Here is a 24,879-nt window from a genome sequence, read left to right on the forward strand (position 1 = left end):
AAATTAAAGTTAATTAATATAATATTCTTTTTATTATGATAAACACGGCAAACAAAACACAAAGTTAACATTAAAAAAACATCTTTTCGTTCATATAAAAATGTTGTCAACACAAAAATAAGCCGTTCAAAATAACGTTATAATCTGATGAAACAACAACAGAATAGTATGAAAAACGTACGTCACATTTATATATTCATCGAATATAAAAACCCTTATCTCACCTTAAAATGTTAAATTAATAAATATTAAGATACAAATTAATATTTTTTTAATTTATCAAATAGAGCTAATCTCAAGTACAAGTATTAGGTAAAGGATTTATACCTTCAAATTCACAATTTCTGAAGGAGCGTTCCTTATGAATCTTTTTATAACCAAATTTGATGCCGTTATTCATCCCCTCTCAGGCTCATTGAAAATAAAAACCATTAATGATCAAGTTAAGTACATTAATGCTGAAACTAACATTCATGTCGGAGATCAAGTTATTTTTAATCGAGAGAGTGAATTTTTCCTCACTTTTGAGAACCAAGAATCACTCACAAGTGATAATATTAAAGCATTATTCGATAAGGATATGCCTTCCACCAGCCTAGATCACGACTCTCAAATTACTGCAACCACAGAACCTTCCGCTCATGATATCCGCTCTGATTTTATTCAAATAATAAGAACAGCAAAAGAGACACTGGCAGAAAGTGGCTACGACTCAGCTGCATTACCGTTGTCGAATAACAATATCGATAAAAACAACCCATTCAGCTCTTTATCTTTAGAGGGAGAGCAATTAGAGCAAGAACTGCCAACACTCAGTATTACGTTAAATAATATCACAGACAATAACATACTCAATATTCTTGACGTTAGTGGCAATATCCTCATTTCAGGCAATGTTTTTGGTCACTTTCAAAACGGCAATACTGTCACAGTCAACATTGCCAATAATCAACATTACACTCACCTTAATGAGCAAGGCTATTTTAGTCTCAATATTCCTGGTAATGAGCTTGCCTTAGTCACCCAAGTCACCGCACAGATCACGACTCAATACGAAAAAGAAACCCTTTTTGCCCATACGGAAAAAGACTACACAGTTGAACTCGTAGGGCCAGATCTTCAACTGACCTTAAATGATGTCACAGAAGATAATATTATCAATTCTCAAGAAGCTCACTCTTTGATCAATATAACAGGACAAGTTTTTGGTGACTTTAACCTTAATGATCAAGTTAATTTAACCATAAATAATCAAACATATACGACTCATATATTATTAGAAAGTGGTTATTTTAATACAAATATTCAAGGCCATGATCTTGCTAATGACAGCCAGATATACGCAACGGTTTCTACAACAGATCAGGCAGGAAACAATACTATTGCTCATACAACCAAAGCATATACAGTTAGTGTAAATGAACCGAATATTTCAATCAGTTTAAATCCTATTACTGGCGATAATATTTTATCATCCAGTGAAGTGACCGACATGGTCACATTAACCGGAACAGTTAGCGGTGAATATAACAGTAACGATCAAGTGATAATCAGTGTTAATAACTTACATCATGCCACAAATATCGATCCTCAAGGTTATTTTAGTTTACGACTTCACGGCAGCGAATTAAGTCATGACAAAGAAGTCACAGCAAGTATTACTAGCACCGACAATGTAGGAAATCAGACCACTAAAATGGCTGTTCAGCCATATACCCTATCAGCATTTTATGACTTGGAAATCGATCCTATCGCTGAAGACGGTATTATTAACGCTCAAGAATACGGTTCAATAATCGCCATTACTGGCCGACTGATAACAAGCGACCCTTTCCCTTTAGAAAATACTCAACCCATCACAGTCGAAATGAACCTTGGCGTTAATGATCCTTTATTCCGTGCGACAATAGATCCAAATAACGGTGAGTTTATCTTCAATATTGAAGGTGAATACTTTTCTGCTCTTCCAAATATCCAATTTCAAACTGAAATCATCAAGGATATTGGTAACAATATCGTATTAACAGCCAATGGTCATTACACTCTTGATAGAACTCCCCCAGAAATAACGCTATCGTTAAACCCCATAGGCAATGACAACGTTCTTAACGCAGCTCTGTATAATGAAGACATCAGGCTATCAGGTACAGTTTCAGGAGAATATAATCTCCAAGATCAAGTCAAAATAACCCATAATGGACAGGTCTACACGACTCATATCGACGATAATGGCCATTTCTCCATTAGCTTAAATTATGCTGAATTAAGCCAAGACACGCAGCTATATGCAGAAATCAGTTCAACCGATCTTGCGGGTAATCAGAGCACGGTTTATGACAGCCTAATATTTGTTATTGACCCCTTATATAACCTTGTATTTGATGATATTACTGGCGACAATATTATCAATAACACTGAAGTCCAAGGTGAGCTAGCCGTTAGTGGCACACTACAGGATTTACGCACCAATACGCCCGTCGTTCAGCAAAATATTTTGCTCACAGTCATAACCGATAAATTTCCTGAGGGAATATCAACTCTAGCCATCACAGATGAAAATGGCTTTTTTACTCGATCACTTGATGCCAGTGATTTTATGGGCCACTCTGATATTTCCATAACGGCAACAGCAACCATTAGTGATGATACAACCCATACTGATTACACATTTACTGAGACCAAAGACATATATTTAGACTTAATCGGTCCAGCACTTGCTATTACCCTCAATCCTATCACACCCGATAACATCATTAGCCCAGCTGAATCACTCCAAAGTGTTCAAATATCCGGTGTGGTGTCCGGTGATTATGACCCATCAACCCCAGTTACTATTAATGTGAATGGACAGGATTATTTAGCGCAAATTGATGCCAGTGGGCATTTCAGCACTCTGGTGATCAGTGAACATATCACGCAAGGCACACAAATCAGCGCGTATTTATCTCATTCAGATCCTGCAGGGAATATAACTGAAGCGATAGATACCCTTAATTACACCCTTGCCCCAATGTATAGCCTAACACTTGATAATATCACTGATGATAATGTTATTAACCGTCAAGAATTGAATAATGATTTTATTATTAGTGGGCGTATTGAAGGAGTCGATGTAATCCCTTTAACGGAAAATAACCTCATTGATATTACACTCAATATCGAGAATAATCCCATTGTTTTCACTGGCCTTATTGATCCCATTACTGGAGCGTTCCATGTCGATATTAATGGTACTATTTTAGCAGGTTATGATGAAATAAGCTTTATTGCACAAGTTAGCCTCTCAACTCTAAATGGAGACACTTATTCATTGTCTTCGACAAAAAGTTTTCTAATCGATAACCATCCTCCAGTTGTCACCCTTGTTTTACATCCCATTACAGAAGATAACCATCTAAGCTTGTCTGAAGCGAATAATGACATTATTGTCACTGGCCATGTAGAAGGTGAATATCAGCTTGATGATCAGGTTATTATCACAGTCAATGGCCTGCAATATATTGCTAGCCTCAACAATGAAGGATTATTTAATGTGTCTATTACGAGTCAAGAGTTAAGAAGTGATAACCGCATCACAGCCACATTAACCACAACAGATAATGCGGGTAACACAACGAGTGTGGCTCACCATCAAGACTATAGTGTAGAGTTCTTGAGCATAACCCCAGCCGACCCCACAGATTTAATCGTCGATAACTTAAATCCCATTACTGTCGATCCTATTGATCATTCCGATGACTTAATCGTCGATACCTTAAACCCTATTACTGTCGATCCTATTGATCATTCCAATGACTTAATCGTCGATAACTTAAATCCCATTACTATCGATCCCATTGATCATTCCAATGACTTAATCGTCGATAACTTAAACCCTATTACTGTCGATCCCATTGATCATTCCAACGACTTAATCGTTGATACTATTAACATACCTGAGAACGAAATCACCCCAATACCTTGGCCCGGTGACGAAACACTTAATGCTCAAATAAGTACAAATAGTAATATAAACAATAATTTTACTCCCATAGAGGCTGAGGCCATTACAGCTTCTGCAGTAAGTCTTAATATTACCCCTGTTACGCCATTAAGTGACACAACAGAGTCTATTGTAGAACAAAATGATCCTGACTTAATCGATACTATTGATTTTTCAGGTAATGATGGAGTCGATATTTTTGTACTCAATGCAGCGGCGATGGGAGAGACGCATATTATTGGATTTGATCTAGATAAAGACAAACTCGACTTGAGTGATATTCTCCAAGAGGACGATGATGTTAATAACCTAGATAACCTACTGCATTTTTCAACCGAAGATGGCGACACTATCATTGATATTGACAGTAACCATGACGGCGATATGAACCAGCACCTAATACTTGATGGTGTAAATTTATTTTCTTCTTACAGTGTCAATAATGATAGCGATATGATTAATACTCTCATTGCAGAAGATAATTTAATCTTTCAAAACAGCTCACCGGTAAACACGAATGAACCCGAACCACTGGAAGAAGGGATTACAACTTTTACAGCTTAAATAATGTATCAAGGGCATGATAAATCACCATGCCCTTGATACATAAAGTATTTAAACTTTACTTGGTCTCACACCTAATGTATGGCAAATAGCATAAGTTAATTCAGCACGATTTAATGTATAGAAATGGAAGTCTTTTACCCCTTCTCGAGATAATACTTTCACCATGTCAATCGCCACATTTGCGCCCACTAGCTGACGCGTCGCTGGATCGTCATCCAATCCATCAAATTGCTGATGAAGCCAATTGGGGATCCCCACATTTGTCATGCCCGCAAATCGCTTTAATTGCTTAAAGTTCGTAACAGGTAAAATGCCGGGAACAATTTCAACATCAATACCTGCGGTCACACACCGATCTCGAAAACGTAAATATGATTCGACATCAAAGAAAAACTGAGTAATAGCCCGATTAGCGCCCGCATCAATTTTACGTTTCAGATGGATCAAATCTGCTTGAGCATTAGCCGCATCAGGATGCCCTTCAGGATAAGCAGCCACTGAAATATCAAAATCCGCCACAGAACGCAATAAACTTACCAAGTCATTCGCAAAACGTGTCGGTTTAGGACTTCCTTCAGGTAAGTCACCCCGTAGAGCGACAATATCGCGAACCCCTGAATTCCAATAGTGTTTTGCCAATTCAATCAACTCTTCATCACTGGCATCCACTAAGGTTAAGTGAGGCGCTGCAACAAGCTGAGTTTCTTTTTGGATCCGCTCAATCACACTGTGGGTACGATCTCGTACGCCAGAATTTGCCCCATAAGTCACTGAAACAAATTTAGGATTCAATGGAGCTAGCCTTCTAATAGAGTTCCAAAGTATGGTTTCCATTTCAGGTGTTGAAGGAGGGAAAAATTCAAAAGAAACATTAATATCACCATTTAGCTCAGATAAGCTTTGGTTTAATGAAGTTGCATGTTGCGCATAATGAAAAGCCATAAATAATTCCTTCGGGTTCTACAATGGACGTTTGGACGTCTATATGTCCATATATTAGAGAAACTCTGAATGAAGTCAAGCCTTAAAAAACACTCTAATGATATTTTTAATGCTTTCAAGATAGCGTAGCTAAGATCTCGAAGGTTATCCTGTTTAGGTGCTCATTAAATGTTAATTTTGAGCATTTAAGACAACAATTAAGTTAATTAAACACCAGGAAAGATCATAGCTCTCTCATTGACAGCATGAAAAAGAAATTACTTTGGAAAATGAAACATGATTATATGACAATCAAAAAACATGAGGTTACGCCCAAAGACGTAACCTTATATTGCATTATTAAGCCGTTCCACCAACCGTTAATGAGTCTAATTTTAGAGTCGGTTGACCAACACCTACAGGCACACTTTGGCCATCTTTGCCGCACACTCCAACCCCCTTATCTAACGACAAGTCATTACCAACCATAGAAATTTGCCCCATCGCTTCCGGCCCGTTTCCTATCAGGGTGGCGCCTTTAATTGGCTGAGTTATTTCTCCTTTTTCAATCAAATAGGCTTCAGAGGCTGAAAATACAAATTTCCCCGAGGTGATGTCGACTTGCCCACCACCAAAATTAGGGGCATAAATGCCCTTTTCTACTGATTGAATAATCGCAGTTGGATCGGACTCACCCGCTTCCATATAGGTGTTTGTCATACGTGGCATAGGTAGATGAGCGTAAGATTCTCGTCGACCATTACCAGTAGACACACTCCCCATCAAACCCGCATTCAATTTATCCTGCATGTAGCCCTTCAAAACCCCCTTTTCAATTAAAATGGTTTTTTGAGTTGGCACCCCTTCATCATCAATGCTTAATGAACCACGACGATCGGCAATAGTCCCATCGTCCACAACGGTCACTAACGATGAAGCCACTTGCTGACCAACCTTACCACTAAAAGCACTGCTGCCTTTACGATTAAAGTCACCTTCAAGACCATGACCCACAGCCTCATGTAAAAGCACACCAGGCCAACCGGCTCCCAATACGACAGGCATTTCACCCGCTGGTGCATCAATAGCCCGTAAACTCACCTGCGCTTGACGCACAGCTTCTTTCGCAAAATAAAAACAATAAGGCAGACCAGTATCATCTTCTTTCATTAATACATCGTAAGCATGACGGCCACCACCACCTGCACTACCACGCTCACGCTTACCATTTTCTTCTAAAATAACGCTAACATTAAAACGAACCAGAGGACGAATATCCCCCGCTAACGTGCCATCACTTGCAGCCACTAAAATCTCTTCATACACGCCAGACAAGCTCACAACAACCTGAGTGATGCGCTCATCTAAACTGCGAACATAGGCATCCGCTTGCTTTAACAGATTAATTTTTTTCACTTCCTCCATTGCTGCAATCGGATCGCTACTGCAATATTGCACCTGTGCACTTTGGCGTTTCCATGCATTCACCTGCACCTGCTCACCCGCCAATGCAATCCCTCTGGCAGCATTAACTGAAGCCGTTAACGCTGCTGGTGTTATTTCATCAGCATAAGCAAAACCGGTTTTCTCACCCGTAATAGCACGGACACCCACACCTCTTTCAATATGAAAACTGCCATCTTTAACAATGCCATCTTCTAAAACCCAAGATTCATTCCGTGCGCCTTGAAAGTACAGATCAGAAAAGTCTACCTTATGCTGGTGTATTTTCTTAAGGTAATGCTGCAAATCATCAATTGATAGTCCATCTTGCAGTAAACTTTGTCCAACTTGTGTTAAAAATGGCATTCATTTCTCTCTTTAAGTAATTAGGGGCAGTTGATCTTTTGTGATTAAATCATGTTCAAATGAACGTATTTTAATCGCGGCGAGAGGTGACGCCTAGTCATTCTAAGCCCCCCGCCTTTCTTTAAATAAAAGGGCTCTCAACAAAGAGTAAACCACGTTTAGTGAATCCTACGGACAGCGTTTGTGGTGCCTTTATACATCATTATCGCTCATTTATGTACAAGCCCATGGATAGGGAAGGTAGAGCGACGTTTGAACCAAAGCCGAGAATAACTACACAGCATAAGCTCTATCTTATATAAAGCCCAAACAAACTGCTTCAGAAATCATCACCAAAGATAAACAGCCCCTAAGCTTGATAACATAAATTTAGAATTATTCAATCAACTTAGGTTTAGCAAAACGATTGTGTATCGCTACCGGTATTTTTTGACGAATATTATTCAGTTGCGACTTATCTAAGGCTATCTGCACCCAACCACAACCCGTTTCCTTTTGAGCAAGAATACGCCCCCATGGATCTACAATCATGCTTTGTCCCCATGTTTCTCGCCCACCGTCACACGCCCCCCATTGGTTAGCTGCTAACATAAAACATTGGGTTTCAATGGCTCTGGCCTGCACTAACGTTTGCCAATGCGCCTCACCCGTGACTTTAGTAAAAGCTGAGGGTAATGCAATTAATTCTGCTCCCGCTAAACGCATCGCTCTAAAAAGTTCAGGAAAACGTAAATCATAACATATCGCTAGACCTATTTTCCCAAAAGGCGTATCAACAACACTGATTTTATTACCAGGAAAAAAAGTATCACTTTCTCTATACGTTTTCGTCCCATCGCTGACTTCAACATCAAATAAATGCAGTTTGTCATAGTCGCCCAGCACCTCCCCCTTATCGTTAAACAAATAACTACGACTATAAACACGACCATCATGGGCTAAAATAGGAATAGTGCCAGCGATTAAATAAACATGGTATTGTTCAGCCATACTAGCCAATATTGCCACTAAAGGATTGCCGGCTTCAGTTTTAGCAATATGCTTTTGATCGCTCTCAAGGCCACCAAACAATAAACACGCTTCAGGCAACACAACTAATTGCAGCTCACTCTCAACACGAGGCAACTTAATCAGTTGAGCTTCGATAAAATCTAGGTTAGCTTGAACATCTGCGCCACTTTGGCATTGTAATAAACTTATTTGCATGCAGCCTCACCCTTTATTGTGAACAATAAAATCAACACTCCTCATTATACTCGAGATATTAACCAAAAAGAATGCAAGTTAATCCGTTCAATTATTGTTCTGTCGATGTGGGCGTTTGCGGGGCAACCACAGGTTTATTAGCATTATCTTGTGCGGCTTTAGAGTCTGATAATACAGACTCAGGAATTTGGATTTCTTTACTTTTGCGAGGTAATTCTTTCAATATTGGCTCGGACATGGTTCCAGTCACTCTAAAGCGTAATTCAGAAATCACTTCAATCACAGGCTCTAACACTTTAGTAAGAACAAACGCCCCCAATCCAAATGTCCACCCTCCTGTCGTTAACAATACGACCGTTGGCACACTGGACGCGAGTTTAGGCATAAACTTAATGTCATAATTAATATTTTCATTCAATAAGTTTGTGTATCCCCTGACTTTCATGTCACCCACAATAGCTTTCATCTCTGTATTCGTTGTTTTTGCGACACCATTGTCTATATCCAGTGTGCCCTTAAACGAATCGAAATAAAGCCCCTTACCAAACACATCAGAAAAATCGAGTGTTAACTTACGTAAAATCGAATCTAAACTGAACAAGGATAAAATCCTCGCCCCCTTATCACTCACCTCTGTTAAATGTCCCTTGCCCAATGTAAAATTAATCTGACCACTGAGAGTATCTAAACTAAATTCATATGGCGCACCTACCCACGCTAAAGTCGCCGCCATCGATAAAGGCGCATCTTTTAATCCAGGATCAATACCCAACACCTTAGAGACAGCATCAAACTTCTTCGCGGTTAAATCTAATTTAAGCCGAGTTTTATTCTGATCTTTATAATACCAAGCCCCTTTACCTTGTAATTGAATATCGGGAGTTGTTAAAGATAAAGTTTGAATTTGATAAGCATTCTCAATTGGAGTTGCCTGTAACACTAGCTGTCCTAATTGCTTTCCTCCGACTCTAAAGTCCTCAGCATTAATGGCTAAAGGAGGTAAAGTGATAGGATTGACCTTCTCAACTTCATCTACGTTTGTTGACACACTATTGTCTTTATTTTTGATAGACAGACTTTGCGTATTTTTTTGATCATCAGACTCAACATCTTTACTCAAGTTCTGTAAATATAATTTTTGAGCGGCAATTTTTAACCCTTGTTGCAACCAATTTGGGTAAAAGTCGACATACCCAGTAAATTGATCAGAAGTCGCCTTTAAACGCCAAGCCTTTTCAACAGCAAATGAAGTAAACTTCACATTGTCCACATTATGCCCTAAAAAGTCTAACTGACCTATATGACCTGAAATCAGATTAAGTGTCGGAAATAATGGTCTTTTCATCGTCAATTTGGCTGATTTAGTCTGCGCCTCTGACGCTATATTTTCGCTTTTATCATCACCAATAAACTTTTTAATAATTGGATCCCACTGTAAAAAATTAGCTTTATCCAATTCTAACTGTAAGTGTCCCTTATTCCGTTGTAGCTTATCTCCTGGTTTAAATAAACGGCCTAATAATAAATCATATGAGCCCAGTGATGATTCACCTTTAGGGTCAAAGTCAAATGCTCCCCAAAACTCAGATTGTTGACCAATTTTAACACCTAAAGACAACTGCTTATCATCACCTACAATTTCAGCCAATAAAGCCCTTTTTTGCTGCTTTTCTTTATGAAAAGGTGCGGGTAATAACAGCTCAGTCCCCATTAAATCGGAATTAATTTGCCCCTGTAAGCTGTATCCGCCGTCTCCAAAGGCCAATAATAAACTCCCAGTCCAATCTAAAGTGCCTCGATAATAATCACTCAATGGATTATTCAATTCATTCGATAAGGTACCTAATTGCCAATGACCTTTAAAATCAACATTAACCGCATATTTTTTATGTTTCTCGCCTGTGTAAAAATCAAAACTCACTGGCTGATTATACAAGGTAGCAGAAATGTTTTTCCCCGTTACCACGTCATTATTAAATTGAATTTCTCCGGTCACATTTGATAGCTGAATACCAGGCTCTGAGACATAAACAGGGTTGTTGTTAAAGTTAACGGTGCCTTTAATGCTTTCATTATCTTTGCCATACAAAGGAATAGACAGATCCAATGCTCCAGTCAAAGGTCCTTTAACATTAAGCACCTTAAGCGTTTCACCAACAGTATCAGATAAAGGCGAGTCTTGTATGACTTCTTCTGCAGCCACAGCTTGTGTCGATAATGTCGACTGAATACCTAATATTGGCTTTTCCACTAAATTATCTATCGAGACATGGGTCCCCTTTGCAGGCACCTTTAACAAATCACCTTGTTTAACCCATAGATCCATTGCCGCATTTTCAAATAAGCCATATAAGGAGAGATGAGTTATTGCAGGCCAGTCAGGCTGAAATTGATAAGTCCCCTGCTTTAAATTAAAGCCTGCTTGAAAAATACCATTGTGGTTATCATAGGGGTAATCATCCAACGCCCCTTGCCAAACCACCGTTCCTTTTTCTATCTGACCCGCTTTAAGTGCAGAGTCTAAATAATCAACCACATCTTGACTCATCACTGATTGAGGAAAATACTTTTGGGCGTGACTAATATTATCAACCGATACATTGGCTAATAGTCCGAGAGTCATTGGTGCTTTAAAATCCATTTTAACAGCAGTTTCGAGCGTTAAATCTTCATTTTTCAACCTTACATTAGGAAGAATTAATGACTGTGTATTGACATCAAACCGCCCTGTCACCTCGTCAGCTGAAAACACTAATGGTGCTTTAAAACTATTTTTAAAATCTAATGAATAATGTTGAGAAGGCAAAGTAAAATACACTTGATCGTTTTGAGCGATAAGGGTCAAATCGACAGGTGATATACTGGGTATATTCTTCACTCCTTGCCAAACCAGCCCTTTGGCATTAACACTGATTTGCGGCTTATTTTCTTCTTGCTGAGAAAAACGTAAATCAAATAGCTTTCCTTTAGGGGCCATCAACTGCCATGTATCAAGCACCTCTTTATCTAACTTAGAAAATAAGGGCAACAAAGGTTGTAATAAACCAATATCAATCTCATTAAGATAAGCAAAGGTGCGACCTTGCTCTTCTTTTGCTCCTAACTTCAACACAGGCCAAGGAGTATCATTACTTGAAAAGGCTAAATCACTGCTTGTTAATGCCCAACCGTCTTCCTTTCTCTGCCAAGAAAGTTGGCCTTTTCCAATGGTAAAATTCTGTTCTTGTTGGTTTAAATACCAGGTTAACCAACTAGGCCTAAAATTAACATCAGCAGACTCTATGCGACGATGCGCAATACTCAACCAAGCTTCAAAATTAACGGCTCCCTTAAGGTGCATCCTTTGCTCTCGCTTAAACCTCGAAGGTTGCCTCGATGCCCAATGCCCAACATCCAAGCTATTAGCGGCTAAATATATCTGTCCCACTAAGTTATCTGGACGGTAACCATTGCCTTTTAATGCCACATTTAAAGACAAACTTTCAGCCACAGAGCCATTATCGTCTAAATAAACAAGACCTTTCCCTAAATGCTGTTTTTCTCTATTGCGCCATATTAAATCTTTGATATAAATAGGGTTATACTTATGTGAATGGCTTTCAAGAGTAATACTTGCATCTCTCACAGTAAAACGTTTGAGTTGCTCTAACAATAAGCCATATAACCAGGTCGTATCAGAAGACGTTTTAGGATCCGATGTATTTTCTTTTAACGCATCAAGGTTTAATGTGACATCAATACCATCAAAAATAACAGTTTCAATTTGTGGACTAAACGTCAATAAACTCTGCCAAAAATCGAGCTTAATATGCGCTTGAGAAATAGAAAATGTAAGAGGAAGGTTATTTTGTTTGGGTAATACAAGGTTGGTGACGGTCAATGCCGGTCCAAATGCCCGCCACCGAGCATGAAGCTGCCCCACTTCCACCTTGACTTGATATGTCTGCTCGACATAATGAACTACCTCCGCCTTCACTTCATCCAATTCAGGCAACAAGCCTCGAATTAGACTCACTAAAAGCGCAAACAATACCAAAAGACCAGCTAATGAAAGCCAGCAGAAACGCAGCACTTTAAACGGTCTAAAAAAAGAGAACACTACATTATCACCACATCAAATTTATTTTGAGCATATAAAGGTTCACTTTGTAGTTTAACTCTTTTTCCAACATATATTTCCAACTCAGCCAAAAAATGGCTTTCATCTTCTTTTAATGTGTTATAAACAGCCGGTGCGCAATACACAAGGAACTCATCAGCATCATAGCTGCGATTTAAGCGAATAATCTCTCTAAACATTTCATAAGAAACAGTTTCTACTGTTTTCAAACTCCCTGTACCTTGGCAAGAAGGGCATTCACCACATAAAATATGTTCTAAGCTTTCCCGTGTACGCTTACGTGTCATCTCCACCAAACCTAAGCCAGAAAAACCACTAAGACTGGTTTTCACTCGATCAAAAGAGAGCGCTTGTTCTAAACTGTTGAGTACACGACTTTTATGTTCTTTATTTTGCATATCAATAAAGTCGATAATAATAATACCACCGAGATTACGTAATCTTAATTGACGAGCAATCACCTGAGTGGCTTCTAAATTAGTGTTAAAAATGGTTTCTTCGAGATTACGATGCCCCACAAATGCGCCGGTATTAATATCAATTGTGGTCATGGCTTCAGTTTGATCAATAATCAAATATCCGCCTGATTTTAATTCAACTTTTCGGCCTAAAGCACGCTGAATTTCATTTTCTACATCATATAAATCAAAAATAGACACAGAGCCTGAGTAATTTTCTAATTTATCCGCAATTTCAGGCATAAATTCTTGAGTAAAATTCTGAAGCTCTGCAAATGTTTGACTGGAATCCACTTGTACTCTATCCAGTTCAGTTCCGACAAAATCACGAACAATACGTACAGGAAGAGCAAGATCTTGATAAAGTAAAGACACACCGGGTCGCTTACGCCTTTCACTGACTTTAGCCCATACTCGTCTTAAAAACGCTGCATCTTGTACCAGTTCTGTTTCTCCGGCATTTTCCGCAGCAGTGCGAATGATAAACCCTCCATTTTCATCAACAAAGGGTTCTGTCAAACCTTTCAGTCTCGCCCTCACTTTAGCCGACTCTATTCGTTGAGATACGCCCACATGACTGGCTCCAGGCATAAACACTAAATAACGAGAAGGCAAAGTAATATCAGTTGTTAAACGGGCACCTTTGGTACCAATCGGATCTTTAATCACTTGCACAATAACGGCTTGACCCGGTCTGACTAATTGCCGAATATCTTGTACGGTAAAATGATCTTTATCAGTATCAGCCACACACTCTGTATGAGGAACAATATCCGATGCGTGAAGGAAAGCGGCTTTATCCAGCCCAATATCAACAAAAGCGGCCTGCATACCCGGTAACACTCGGCTCACCTTACCTTTGTAAATATTACCAACAAGCCCTCGCTTCATTCGCCGCTCAATATGGACTTCTTGTAAAATACCATATTCAACTAATGCCACCCTTGCTTCTGTGGGAGTGACATTAATCAACAATTCAGATCCTATCTTTCCTTGTACTGGCTTACTTATGATACGGCCCATTTTAACACTCACTTAAGACATTTTTTTTATATACCCAAGTCATCTAGGTACTGGGTTAGCACTCTACTTGGCGCTAAACAATGTAGTAACACAGAAATAAAATAATAGAAATTTTGACTCCACAGTATTATTTCACTGCTTAATATTCACTTCTCTTCAACTACCACGACGTTGTTAGATAACCGAATAAGATGAATGTTCCCTCAATATCATCGTAATAATTGCATTTCTTTCAGTAAATCTTGGGTTTCAACTAAAGGTAAACCGACCACAGCAGAATAACTCCCTTGAATACGAGAAACAAAATTCCCGCCTATGCCCTGAATGCCATAAGCGCCTGCTTTATCCATGGGCTCACCTGTTGCAATATAAGACTCAATATCTAAGGCTGAGAGAGCACAAAAACTGACTTTGGTTATAACTAAGCGAGTCAGTGTTTTCACCCCGTCCGTTAATGCAACAGCAGTCATCACCTCGTGCTCTTGGCCAGATAGCGTTTGCAACATTGTTTTTGCATCAAGTTCATCTGTGGGCTTGCCTAACATTTGATGATTAAACACCACAAGGGTATCTGATCCCAAAACGTTGAGTGAAGCCACGTCAGAAAAACACGATTGAGACTGAGCAAGTAACCAACCTGCACGGGCTTTTTCACAAGCTAAGCGCATCACCAATGCTGCTGGTGTCTCTCCCACTTGTGGCGTTTCATCAATATCCGCAGGCAATATTGTAAAAGTGACCTCAGGCTGACTAAAAAGTAATTGACTTAATAATTGTTTTCGTCTTGGTGACGCGGAAGCTAACACTAACGCTTTCATTACCTTACCTTATACTTACGTCTCATTCGACGTAAAATCCAAAAAACCCATACCCATAGAAATAAACTTGATACGGCGGGGAAAAGTAAACTCAATTCAAATTTAGCACCATCAACAACAAACTGGAGCCAAAAAACGATGAGTTGATAAACAGCCACTTCAGCTGCAACAAATAATGATTGTTGCCAAATCGGAAAATTGCGCAATCGCTGAAAATGCAATACTACCCCATAGATAACTATCGACATACCCAGTGAGCGGATCCCAAGGGTGGCGCCTAAAAGAATATCCAGCAATAACCCCAATACCCACGCGGTTAAAATATTATAGCGGTGTGGTAAAGCCATTGCCCAATACGTCATCACCAGCAATAACCAATCTGGCCGCCACACAGCCACCCCTTCGGGTAACGGCATGATTTGAAATAACATGGCCAATAAAAAACTTAACCAAACAACCCAACGCCCATTTGGCAAATGTAAACTCATTCGTTCACCTCAGCGTTCTGTCCAGCAGATGTCGGCGTATTAGCGGGTGAATCGTTTTCAGCTAACACTTCGTTAGCGTCACTCACATCCTTATATTTATTATCCGGGACAACATCGTGCTCATGGGTATCTGGCCATAGTAATAATAAATAACGAATACGGTCTAACGCCGCTAAAGGTTGAGCTGTGACACTGGCATAACTTTTACCGTCATCTTTAATCACACTCATCACCCTTGCAACTGGATACCCTTCAGGAAACCGTTTCCCTAATCCAGATGACACCAATAAATCACCTACACGGATATCGGTACTTTTTGACACATACCTCAGTTCCAATTCATCCAGTACACCAGTTCCATTAATAACAAATCGAGCATCATTACGTGTTAAGCGAACAGGTATAGCATGGGAAACATCGGATAATAACAAAACACGACTGGTTAACTCACTAACTTGAGTCACTTGCCCAACGACACCTTGTGCATCTACAACAGGTTGGCCAACAAACACACCACTCTTCTTTCCTCTGTTGAGCACAACATATTGATGAAAAGGATCGCTTGCCACTTCCATGACTTCAGCAACCATCTTTTTGGCATCCATATGCACTGGGGAACCAAGTAACGCTCTTAAACGCTCGTTTTCTTGGCGCAAAAACTCAAACCTTTGTAAGCGTTCACTCATTAATAATTGCTTTCTTAATAAACTTTTGTTTTGTTTTGCCAGCATATTTCGTGTGGCAAGGTTCTCTGCCGATATATCCAATAATTGCCCAGGAAAACTGGCTACATATTGTAAAGGACTGAGTAAAGAAGAAAGGGCATCACGCGCAGGATCGAGTCTGTCGTTAGCAACAAGTAAAATCACTGACAGTATCACTGCCAGTGTTAGTCTAAATTGATTTGAAATTCCACGAACAAAAATAGGCTTCATAGGATCACTAAGGCGGGATTAACCGCCCAATAAAAGAAACGCGTTAATTTTCGTCGGAGAACAGATCACCGCCATGCATATCGATCATTTCAAGGGCTTTTCCCCCTCCACGTGCGACGCAAGTTAATGGGTCTTCAGCAATCATCACAGGGATCCCTGTTTCTTGCATCAGCAAACGATCTAAATCACGAATAAGGGCACCACCGCCAGTTAAGACCATACCACGCTCTGAAATATCCGAGGCAAGCTCTGGAGGTGATTGCTCTAACGCCACCATAACAGCACTGACAATCCCTGATAATGGTTCTTGCAGTGCTTCTAATATCTCATTGCTATTCAATGTAAAACTGCGAGGTACACCTTCTGCAAGATTGCGACCACGCACTTCTATTTCAAGCACTTCATCACCGGGATAAGCTGTTCCTATGGTATGTTTAATACGCTCAGCGGTTGCCTCACCAATTAAACTACCATAATTACGACGAACGTAATTAATGATGGCATCATCAAATTTGTCACCACCAATACGCACTGATGAAGAGTACACCACACCATTTAATGAAATGATAGCCACTTCAGTCGTACCGCCACCAATATCAACAACCATAGAACCCGTCGCCTCAGATACAGGCAACCCCGCTCCAATTGCTGCTGCCATAGGCTCTTCAATTAAATAAACATCTCTGGCACCCGCACCGATAGCTGATTCACGGATAGCCCGTCGCTCAACTTGTGTCGCCCCAACAGGTACACAAACCAACACTCTTGGACTGGGACGAAATACGCTATTGTTGTGAACTTGCTTAATAAAATGCTGAAGCATTTTTTCTGTCACATAAAAATCGGCGATAACACCGTCTTTCATTGGACGAATAGCTTGTATGTTGCCAGGCGTTCTGCCCAACATTTGTTTGGCCTCTGTCCCCACTGCCGCAACAGACTTTTGTCCTGAATTGCCTCGCTCAGCGCGAATAGCCACAACAGAAGGCTCATCTAATACTATGCCCTCTTCACGAACATAAATTAATGTATTAGCAGTACCCAAATCGATCGATAAATCGTTAGAAAAAATGCCACGCAGCTTCTTGAACATGTAACCAGCCTGTCTCAGTGGAGTCATTGAAAAAAGAAATCAGCTAACTTTATCACGCTTCTTAAATTCTACAAGGGCATAGACGTTAACAATCGCGAATGAGTGACGATTTTTTCGTATAAAATGCATATTACCTCATAAAAAAGCTATTTTTGTTAAAATAAACTAATCGATTGCATATATAGCAAACAAATAAAATACAGATTTATCCACTGTTTTTATATCAATTGCCAAAAATACGTATTAAAAATACAGCAAATGACGATAAATCATCTACATAAGAAGAGCTAACCGATTACTTTAAAAAAATGATTCTGTTTTCATATTATTTACATAACCAAAAAGAGCTCATTGTCACACCTTTAAAGACAATCACACTCTTCAAGCCCCTCTTGTTCAAAAAAGCAACTAATCTAAATACTCTACATCATGCGTTTTACTATCGCCCCTTGAACAAAACGACTCAGAATCAAAGAACTAAAATAAACTTAAACGACTAAAGGGGAATTGCTCATTGATTTATTCAACCTCTACTATCAAGTTTTCCAGTTTACCCTTGAATTATTGATAACATCCCCCATATCTTAATTTATCATCATCCAGTCGGCCCATTGCCGCTGGCTAGAGAAGAGGAATTATTGTGACCACTATCGTATCAGTTCGCCGTAATAACCAAGTCGTTATCGCTGGTGATGGACAAGTTTCCCTAGGCAATACCGTCATGAAAGGTAACGCCAAGAAAGTACGCCGCCTATACAATAATAAAGTACTTGCAGGGTTTGCAGGCGGTACCGCTGATGCATTTACTTTATTTGAGCGCTTTGAAGCTAAACTTGAAATGCATCAAGGGCATTTAATGAAAGCAGCCGTTGAAATGGCTAAAGATTGGCGTACCGATAAAATGCTGCGCAAATTAGAAGCGATTTTAGCCGTAGCAGATACCGAAGCATCACTCATTATTACGGGTAATGGTGATGTTGTGCAAACAGAGAACGATCTTATCGCCATCGGTTCAGGCGGTAACTTTGCACAATCTGCAGCCACAGCATTACTTGAAAATACTGAATTAAGCGCGCGTGAAATCGCCGAAAAATCACTCACTATTGCGGGTGATATCTGCGTCTTTACTAACCAACATAAAACTGTTGAAGAAATTACCTATTAATAGCAAGCTTCCAGCTATAGGCACGAGGAAAAATTATGTCTGAAATGACCCCACGTGAGATTGTCCATGAGCTGGACAGCCACATTATTGGCCAACAAAAGGCTAAACGTTCCGTTGCTATTGCCCTGCGTAATCGCTGGCGACGCATGCAACTTGAAAATGATTTACGTCAAGAAGTCACACCAAAAAATATTTTAATGATTGGCCCAACTGGCGTCGGTAAAACAGAGATTGCTCGTCGCTTGGCAAAACTTGCCAAAGCCCCTTTTATTAAAGTGGAAGCGACAAAATTTACTGAAGTCGGTTATGTCGGCAAAGAAGTTGACCAGATCATTCGTGATTTGACCGATATTGCTATAAAATTGACTCGTGAAGAGCAAATGGCAAAGTGCAAAACACAAGCTGAAGAAAATGCTGAAGAACGTATTTTAGATGCATTAATTCCTAAGCCTAATGGCGAGTGGGACGCAGATAAAGCTGACGACTCTAATACTCGTCAGATCTTTCGTAAAAAGCTACGCGAAGGGCAATTAGACGATAAAGAAATTGAAATTGACGTCGCTGCACCTCAAGTCGGTATTGAAATCATGTCGCCACCTGGCATGGAAGAAATGACCAACCAATTGCAAAGCATGTTCCAAAATATGGGACCGGGTACCAGTAAGCGACGTAAGCTGAATATTAAAGAAGCGCAAAAATTATTAATCGAAGAAGAAGCTGGAAAGCTGGTCAACCAAGAAGATCTTAAAGAGCAAGCTATTGAATTAGTTGAACAGCATGGCATTGTTTTTCTTGATGAAATAGATAAAATCTGTAAGCGTGGTGACGCATCCGGCCCTGATGTTTCCCGTGAAGGTGTACAACGTGATTTACTGCCTTTGGTTGAAGGCAGCACCATTAACACTAAACATGGTATGGTCAAGACGGATCACATTTTGTTTATCGCCTCTGGCGCTTTTCAAATGGCAAAACCATCCGATCTGATCCCTGAGCTACAGGGGCGTCTTCCTATTCGCGTAGAATTAGAAGCACTTTCCGCGGAAGATTTCCAACGTATTTTAACGGAGCCCCATGCATCGCTGACTGAGCAATATGTCGCTTTAATGGCAACAGAAGGCGTAAAAGTCCAATTTACACAAGATGGCATTGAACACATTGCAAAAGCTGCATGGCAAGTCAATGAGCGAACTGAAAATATCGGTGCTCGTCGTCTACATACGGTAATGGAACGCTTAATGGAAGAGCTATCTTATGATGCCTCTGACAAATCAGGCAGTGAAGCCGTCGTTGATGCAGAATATGTCAAAGCCCACTTAGATGATCTTGTACTTGATGAAGATTTAAGCCGCTTTATTTTATAATAAAGCAACGTCTAAAAGGCACTTGTCATTTCTAGCACAACTTAACGGCATCACCAAAATGATGCCGTTTTAGGAAACTTTCATGACACAACACAATCAAACGCCTTATGTTACTGATTTAACTTTAAAGAAAAAGTCTCGTGAACTTGATATCATGTTCAATACGGGGGAATCTTATTCTTTAAGCTGTGAAATGCTTCGTGTCCACTCCCCTTCAGCTGAAGTACAAGGCCACGGACACCCAGTGCTTGTTGCTCACAAAAAAAATGTCAATATTACGGCAATAGACGCCTTAGGTAATTATGCGGTTAAAATTACCTTTGATGATGGGCATGATACAGGGCTATACTCTTGGGAATACTTGTACAAATTAGCCACAGAACAATCATCTTTATGGCAAGATTATCTCTCACGCTTAAAGCAAGAGAAAAGCAGTAGAGAACCGCTCATCGATATGGCAGTGAAATATCACCGATAACGTTAGTCGATACGCTTTTTTTTTGCCATGTTTCGGGTAATCTTACCTCTTGCCAAACAGATTGACACAAGGAAGCAATCTCGTTCCAATTTCCAGATATAATCCAATCCACTAAACACTCTCCAAGAGGAGGGTAATTAATCGCTTCACGTGACGCCGATTTTAACCATCGCCTAACAACATCTTTATCCAACTTCATCATACAATCTGCTGCCCCCAATAACGCCAACGCCGCCATATTCGATAATTGTTCAAATTGACCGTGTAAAGGCTTCACTAATAATTTCTTTCCCAACATTAACGCTTCACTGGGCAATTCAAAACCTGCATTACTGATCACCCCAGCACAGCAGGCGACATCTCGTTTGAATAAATCACCGTTTAATGATTGCCATTTCACATGATCAGGCAACACTTTTGTCATTGAAATGGGATGATAAACAATGAACTGATATTCCTCAAAGGGAGCAATTAACTCAATGATGCTCTGAGGATGTTCAAAAGGTAAATACACTACAACTTGCTGACTTAATTCCATAGCACTCGGGATGACATCAACAATCGGTGGTAAAATGGGGAAGCCAAAATGATGCCAATGACAGGCTAATGGGATATCGACAGGAGCAAAATTATTTAAAAAACATTGGCCTAACCATGAATCTCCTAGTTTAGGTACAGGGTAACGCAACGCCAATTGATGGTTAATCCCTATCGATGCCACCCCTTGCTTTCTTGCTGCCCAAGCTGTAATAGGTTCAAAATCGCTAATAACTAAGTCGTAAGGGGTTAAATCTAAATGAGATATTTCACGATTGATCGATAACAGTGAATTATTTTTAAAGGTCTTTGAAAGATTAACTCTGCCATTTTGAGTAGTGAAAGTCAGTCCTTTTTGCGTTTGATAATCACCAAAAAGTGCCATTTCAAAAAAAGGGATATCCCCTCGACCAGAAAATAAGTAATCGACTTTAATCCCTTTCTCAATAAAAGCCTTTGCCATTACTCTGGCTCGACTGACATGCCCATTTCCAGTGCCCTGTACCCCGTATAAAATCCGCATTCAAATAAGTGCATATATCAAATGAACAGTCTCAATGCCTAATACACTCCCGACCAAAATATCAAGAGGATAATGCACACCTAAAATCATTCTAGATAAACCAATACATACAGCCCAAGAATATGAGAACATTATCCATTCAGGGAAAATATAACTCACACTCGTTGCCATCACAAAAGCCGCTGTCGTATGCCCTGAAGGTAAACTAAACCTGTCTGAAGGCTCAAAGGGAATCGCAATAAAATCTTCTTCGTGGCAAGGACGTTGCCTACGGGAGATGTTTTTTAAAATAAGATAAAGCGTAAAAGCCAATAATAAACTCAATCCGGCAAGGTTGAAAAAGTCCTCTCCTTTAGGGTGTAATACTTGTAATAACGCCATAAAGTATAAATACCACGGACCGTCTCCTGTCATTGAAATTTTTGTCGCTAATTTTATTAATTGATAACGATGGGCAAACTTATTCAATTGACTAAAAGCCAGTTTATCCAATTTAAATATCATCTCGAACATAGGCATCGCACCTTATTCAATATTAATCATCAACATTAAGAGCGCCCCATGACAAATCAATGAAGGCTTATCGACTTTTTTATGACAATTAAAGGTATTGAGTCGCTTCTACAGTATTAATATCTTAGCGTGGTTCAATTCAGTCATCCGCAGTAAGAGAATAAGCTGTGTTAATCGTTAATGCTCGTTTCTTAAGACCGTTAATAAAAACGCCGCTCTATCTTCCCCATCCATAGGGTCGTCGGCTTGGGTTCCAGACGTCGCTCTACCTTCCCCATCCATGGGGTCGTCGGCTTAGGTTCCAGACGTCGCTCTATCTTCCCCATCCATGGGGTCGTCGGCTTAAGTTTCAGGCCATTTCTCTATCTTCAGCACCTAATGTTAAGGTCTTTGTTATTCCAAACAATAGACATTTCTTATATCCATACTGGTAAGATAAGCAAATATCGTATTCACATAAAAGGTGAGCAAACGACCATGAGGTCATGTATAAATACAGCTCCTTATTTTAACGAGTGCTTTTTTTTCAAATATATCTTGAATAAATGATATATATTCACAATCGCGATAAACCCATTCATCGCCGCAACAGGCCAAGCACCAATCAAGACGCCATACAGTGAAAACAACAGGCAACCCGTACCATTTAAACAACGTAACTTAATGATATCTTTCATCATAAAAGAAATTACAATAATAATTGATGCTAAGTACCCCAACATTTCAATCCAATTTACATCTTGCATGTACTCTCCTTTTTAAGTCATTAGTCAGGCTCGAGCTAATGAGTATTTTGCACCTTTAAACTCAGCTTAGTCGCCCCTAGAATCAATGCTATTTTGACACTTAGAGATATACCATTAACTGGTTTAAATCAATTTCCTCCTGATATCACTTTTCTTTTTAAAAAACCCTTATATACTGGGTTAAATCATTGTCATTGCACCCTAACCCTGTGCAAAATTTACCTCTCAGGAGTGTCATTATGGAATACAACACCTCAGAACTTTGTGATACTTATCTCGATGTCGTTGATGTTGTCGAACCCATGTTTAGTAATTATGGGGGTTGTAGCTCATTTGGCGGTGCCATTAGCACTATAAAGTGCTTTGAAGATAATGGGTTAATTATAGATGCCTTACAAGATGATGGCGAAGGCAAGGTATTATTAATTGATGGTGGTGGCTCGCTTAGACGAGCATTAATCGATTCTAATATTGCTCAAATTGCCTGTGATCATCACTGGGAAGGCATTATTGTTTACGGCTCAGTAAGAGATGTCGATGCACTAGAAGATTTAGATATTGGCATTCAAGCCTTAGCCTCTATTCCTGTCGCAGCCGATGGCAACACTAATGGTGAATTGGAAATTCCCGTTAATTTTGGAGGAGTGACTTTCTTACCAGGGGATCATATTTATGCGGACAATACCGGCATTATCTTATCCCCTGAGCCACTAGATATTGACTGACCCTAGTACAAATAAAATCAGAAGGAGTGCTTAGTCGCCTCCTTTTGTTTCTCTTCATCCATAACCATTAAACGGTCAATCAATACCTAAGACCGACAGGTATGTTTCAGGCGAACGAAACGATGACACAGCATTTAACACTTTTCACCCAACGAGGTTTAGCGAAGCTAATTCAAAAAGCGGGTGGAGCAAGAATAGGAGAAACCAAACTGGGGCAAGTTGTCCAAACGCCTGCGGATAATAACTCCCTCGATGAAATCATCCTTGACGCACAAAATAAAGGCGTTCGTTTTGTCATTATTGGTATCGGTGAAGATATTGGTCCAAGAGCAAACCTTGGCCGAGGCGGTGCGGCGGATGCCTATGAAAGTGGAATCGCTCACTTTATCAATATGCAATCAAATCGCTTTTTTACTGGTAATCAATGCCTTATTCTTGGCCAAATTATAACAGATGATCTTCAAAATGAGCTCGAACAAAATATCAGTCATTTAAGAAAACAAGTTGAACAACTTGATGAGCGGGTCATAAAAATACTCACACCAATTATAGCAGCAGGATTAGAGCCTATTATCATCGGCGGTGGGCACAATAATGCTTATGGTTTATTAATGGCAAGCAAGGCTGCCAAAAATACACCTATCGCGGCCGTAAATCTTGATCCCCATTGTGATTTTCGGCTTAGAGAAGGCAGACATAGTGGTAATGGCTTCAGTTATGCAGCGGCAGAAGGGGCACTGAATTACTACCATGTCCTTGGATTACATGAACATAAAAATACCGAAGCATCTCTAGAACAACTTACCGCTTTTGGAGGTCATTGGCATAGCCTTCAACAAATTTGGCTAAGAAGAGAAATAACATTAGAAAAAGCCTTATATAACATAAAAAAATCCTTAAACAATACTCAAAAACCAGTGGCTCTTGAACTGGATTTGGACGCGATAATCAATATGCCAAGCAGTGCTTCCACCGTGGCTGGCATTCCACTAATAGATGCAATCCATTACGTACATGACATTGCCAAACATTGTCAATGTACTTATTTACACTTAGCAGAAGCCGCTCCAAGTTGCCACCCCTCAGGTCTCGATGCGGGCTCTCGAATGATAGGACAAAGTATTAGCGAGCTTATGCTCACATACATGCAAGCAAGACTAAACAACACATTGAGATATAATTAACCTGAACTTGGGTTAAGCAGCGCCATTAAATATCACTATTTTGGCCCCTATCCGTGTTGTGCTTTCTACTCATAGCGTGCGATTAGGCACGAAATCCCGCCTTGATTTCGACAAAAATATCGACATTGTGCAAAAAGTGACATAAATAAAAACAATAAATTAATTTATTGTTTTTAATATAACTTTGTTTAAACAAACACTCATTGTCCTGAGTTAAGGTAAATTAA

18 protein-coding genes are annotated in these 24,879 nt (G+C 39.7%); 6 read left to right on the forward strand and 12 right to left on the reverse strand.

The window, feature by feature from the left end; genetic code table 11:
* Positions 1-361: 361 nt before the first annotated feature.
* Positions 362-4,546, forward strand: coding sequence for an Ig-like domain-containing protein (locus Q0976_RS05875; RefSeq protein ID WP_299491996.1), 4,185 nt, complete (start codon positions 362-364; stop codon positions 4,544-4,546).
* A gap of 51 nt (positions 4,547-4,597) precedes the next feature.
* Here Q0976_RS05875 and metF read toward each other — a convergent pair whose 3' ends face one another.
* The 9 genes from metF to Q0976_RS05920 all read right to left on the reverse strand — a co-directional run bounded on the left by metF (position 4,598) and on the right by Q0976_RS05920 (position 17,420).
* Positions 4,598-5,491 (reverse strand): methylenetetrahydrofolate reductase, encoded by an 894-nt coding sequence (gene metF, locus Q0976_RS05880; protein ID WP_299491998.1) that lies wholly within the window; start codon positions 5,489-5,491, stop codon positions 4,598-4,600.
* A 339-nt stretch (positions 5,492-5,830) separates the two neighbouring features.
* The gene (tldD, locus tag Q0976_RS05885; protein ID WP_299492000.1) at positions 5,831-7,279 is read right to left on the reverse strand and encodes a metalloprotease TldD; all 1,449 of its coding nucleotides are present in this window, start codon (positions 7,277-7,279) and stop codon (positions 5,831-5,833) included.
* A gap of 375 nt (positions 7,280-7,654) precedes the next feature.
* Entirely contained in the window at positions 7,655-8,485 is an 831-nt protein-coding gene (locus tag Q0976_RS05890; RefSeq protein WP_299492002.1) for a carbon-nitrogen hydrolase family protein, read from the reverse strand.
* A gap of 91 nt (positions 8,486-8,576) precedes the next feature.
* Entirely contained in the window at positions 8,577-12,584 is a 4,008-nt protein-coding gene (locus tag Q0976_RS05895; RefSeq protein ID WP_299492004.1) for a YhdP family protein, read from the reverse strand.
* Positions 12,584-14,086 carry a ribonuclease G gene (gene rng / locus Q0976_RS05900; RefSeq protein WP_299492006.1) on the reverse strand — a complete coding sequence of 501 codons (1,503 nt, stop codon included), beginning with the start codon at positions 14,084-14,086 and terminating at the stop codon, positions 12,584-12,586. Before rng ends, Q0976_RS05895 begins: the two co-directional genes overlap by 1 nt.
* A 209-nt stretch (positions 14,087-14,295) precedes the next feature.
* Positions 14,296-14,904 carry a Maf family protein gene (locus tag Q0976_RS05905; RefSeq protein WP_299492008.1) on the reverse strand — a complete coding sequence of 203 codons (609 nt, stop codon included), beginning with the start codon at positions 14,902-14,904 and terminating at the stop codon, positions 14,296-14,298.
* Entirely contained in the window at positions 14,904-15,392 is a 489-nt protein-coding gene (gene mreD, locus Q0976_RS05910; RefSeq protein ID WP_299492010.1) for a rod shape-determining protein MreD, read from the reverse strand. Before mreD ends, Q0976_RS05905 begins: the two co-directional genes overlap by 1 nt.
* Positions 15,389-16,327 (reverse strand): rod shape-determining protein MreC, encoded by a 939-nt coding sequence (gene mreC, locus Q0976_RS05915; protein ID WP_299492012.1) that lies wholly within the window; start codon positions 16,325-16,327, stop codon positions 15,389-15,391. The genes mreD and mreC overlap by 4 nt, the downstream gene beginning before the upstream one ends.
* A 43-nt stretch (positions 16,328-16,370) precedes the next feature.
* Positions 16,371-17,420, reverse strand: coding sequence for a rod shape-determining protein (locus Q0976_RS05920; protein WP_299492014.1), 1,050 nt, complete (start codon positions 17,418-17,420; stop codon positions 16,371-16,373).
* A gap of 640 nt (positions 17,421-18,060) precedes the next feature.
* Between Q0976_RS05920 and hslV the strand changes: the two genes are divergently transcribed.
* From hslV to Q0976_RS05935, 3 genes are all read left to right on the forward strand, one after another.
* Entirely contained in the window at positions 18,061-18,585 is a 525-nt protein-coding gene (gene hslV, locus Q0976_RS05925; protein ID WP_299492016.1) for an ATP-dependent protease subunit HslV, read from the forward strand.
* A 35-nt stretch (positions 18,586-18,620) separates the two neighbouring features.
* Complete coding sequence (hslU, locus tag Q0976_RS05930; protein ID WP_299492018.1) at positions 18,621-19,946, forward strand: ATP-dependent protease ATPase subunit HslU; 1,326 nt, start codon at positions 18,621-18,623, stop codon at positions 19,944-19,946.
* 82 nt (positions 19,947-20,028) lie between these two features.
* A complete protein-coding gene (locus Q0976_RS05935) occupies positions 20,029-20,424 on the forward strand; it encodes a DUF971 domain-containing protein (protein ID WP_299492020.1) in 396 nt (131 codons plus the stop codon).
* On the opposite strand, the gene Q0976_RS05940 is transcribed toward Q0976_RS05935, so the two are convergent.
* The 3 genes from Q0976_RS05940 to Q0976_RS05950 all read right to left on the reverse strand — a co-directional run bounded on the left by Q0976_RS05940 (position 20,393) and on the right by Q0976_RS05950 (position 22,743).
* Positions 20,393-21,484 carry an MJ1255/VC2487 family glycosyltransferase gene (locus tag Q0976_RS05940; RefSeq protein WP_299492022.1) on the reverse strand — a complete coding sequence of 364 codons (1,092 nt, stop codon included), beginning with the start codon at positions 21,482-21,484 and terminating at the stop codon, positions 20,393-20,395. The genes Q0976_RS05935 and Q0976_RS05940 overlap by 32 nt on opposite strands.
* On the reverse strand, positions 21,485-21,997 hold the full coding sequence (locus tag Q0976_RS05945) for a phosphatase PAP2 family protein (RefSeq protein ID WP_299492024.1): 513 nt from the start codon (positions 21,995-21,997) through the stop codon (positions 21,485-21,487).
* 503 nt (positions 21,998-22,500) lie between these two features.
* The gene (locus tag Q0976_RS05950) at positions 22,501-22,743 is read right to left on the reverse strand and encodes a YgjV family protein (RefSeq protein WP_299492026.1); all 243 of its coding nucleotides are present in this window, start codon (positions 22,741-22,743) and stop codon (positions 22,501-22,503) included.
* A 239-nt stretch (positions 22,744-22,982) separates the two neighbouring features.
* Here Q0976_RS05950 and rraA point away from each other — a divergent pair, with 239 nt between their 5' ends.
* Both rraA and Q0976_RS05960 read left to right on the forward strand, forming a co-directional pair.
* Positions 22,983-23,468 carry a ribonuclease E activity regulator RraA gene (gene rraA / locus Q0976_RS05955; protein ID WP_299492028.1) on the forward strand — a complete coding sequence of 162 codons (486 nt, stop codon included), beginning with the start codon at positions 22,983-22,985 and terminating at the stop codon, positions 23,466-23,468.
* A gap of 122 nt (positions 23,469-23,590) precedes the next feature.
* On the forward strand, positions 23,591-24,652 hold the full coding sequence (locus tag Q0976_RS05960) for a formimidoylglutamase (protein ID WP_299492030.1): 1,062 nt from the start codon (positions 23,591-23,593) through the stop codon (positions 24,650-24,652).
* Positions 24,653-24,879 lie beyond the last annotated feature (227 nt).

The organism is uncultured Shewanella sp. (assembly GCF_947501665.1).
Classification (GTDB): domain Bacteria; phylum Pseudomonadota; class Gammaproteobacteria; order Enterobacterales; family Shewanellaceae; genus Shewanella.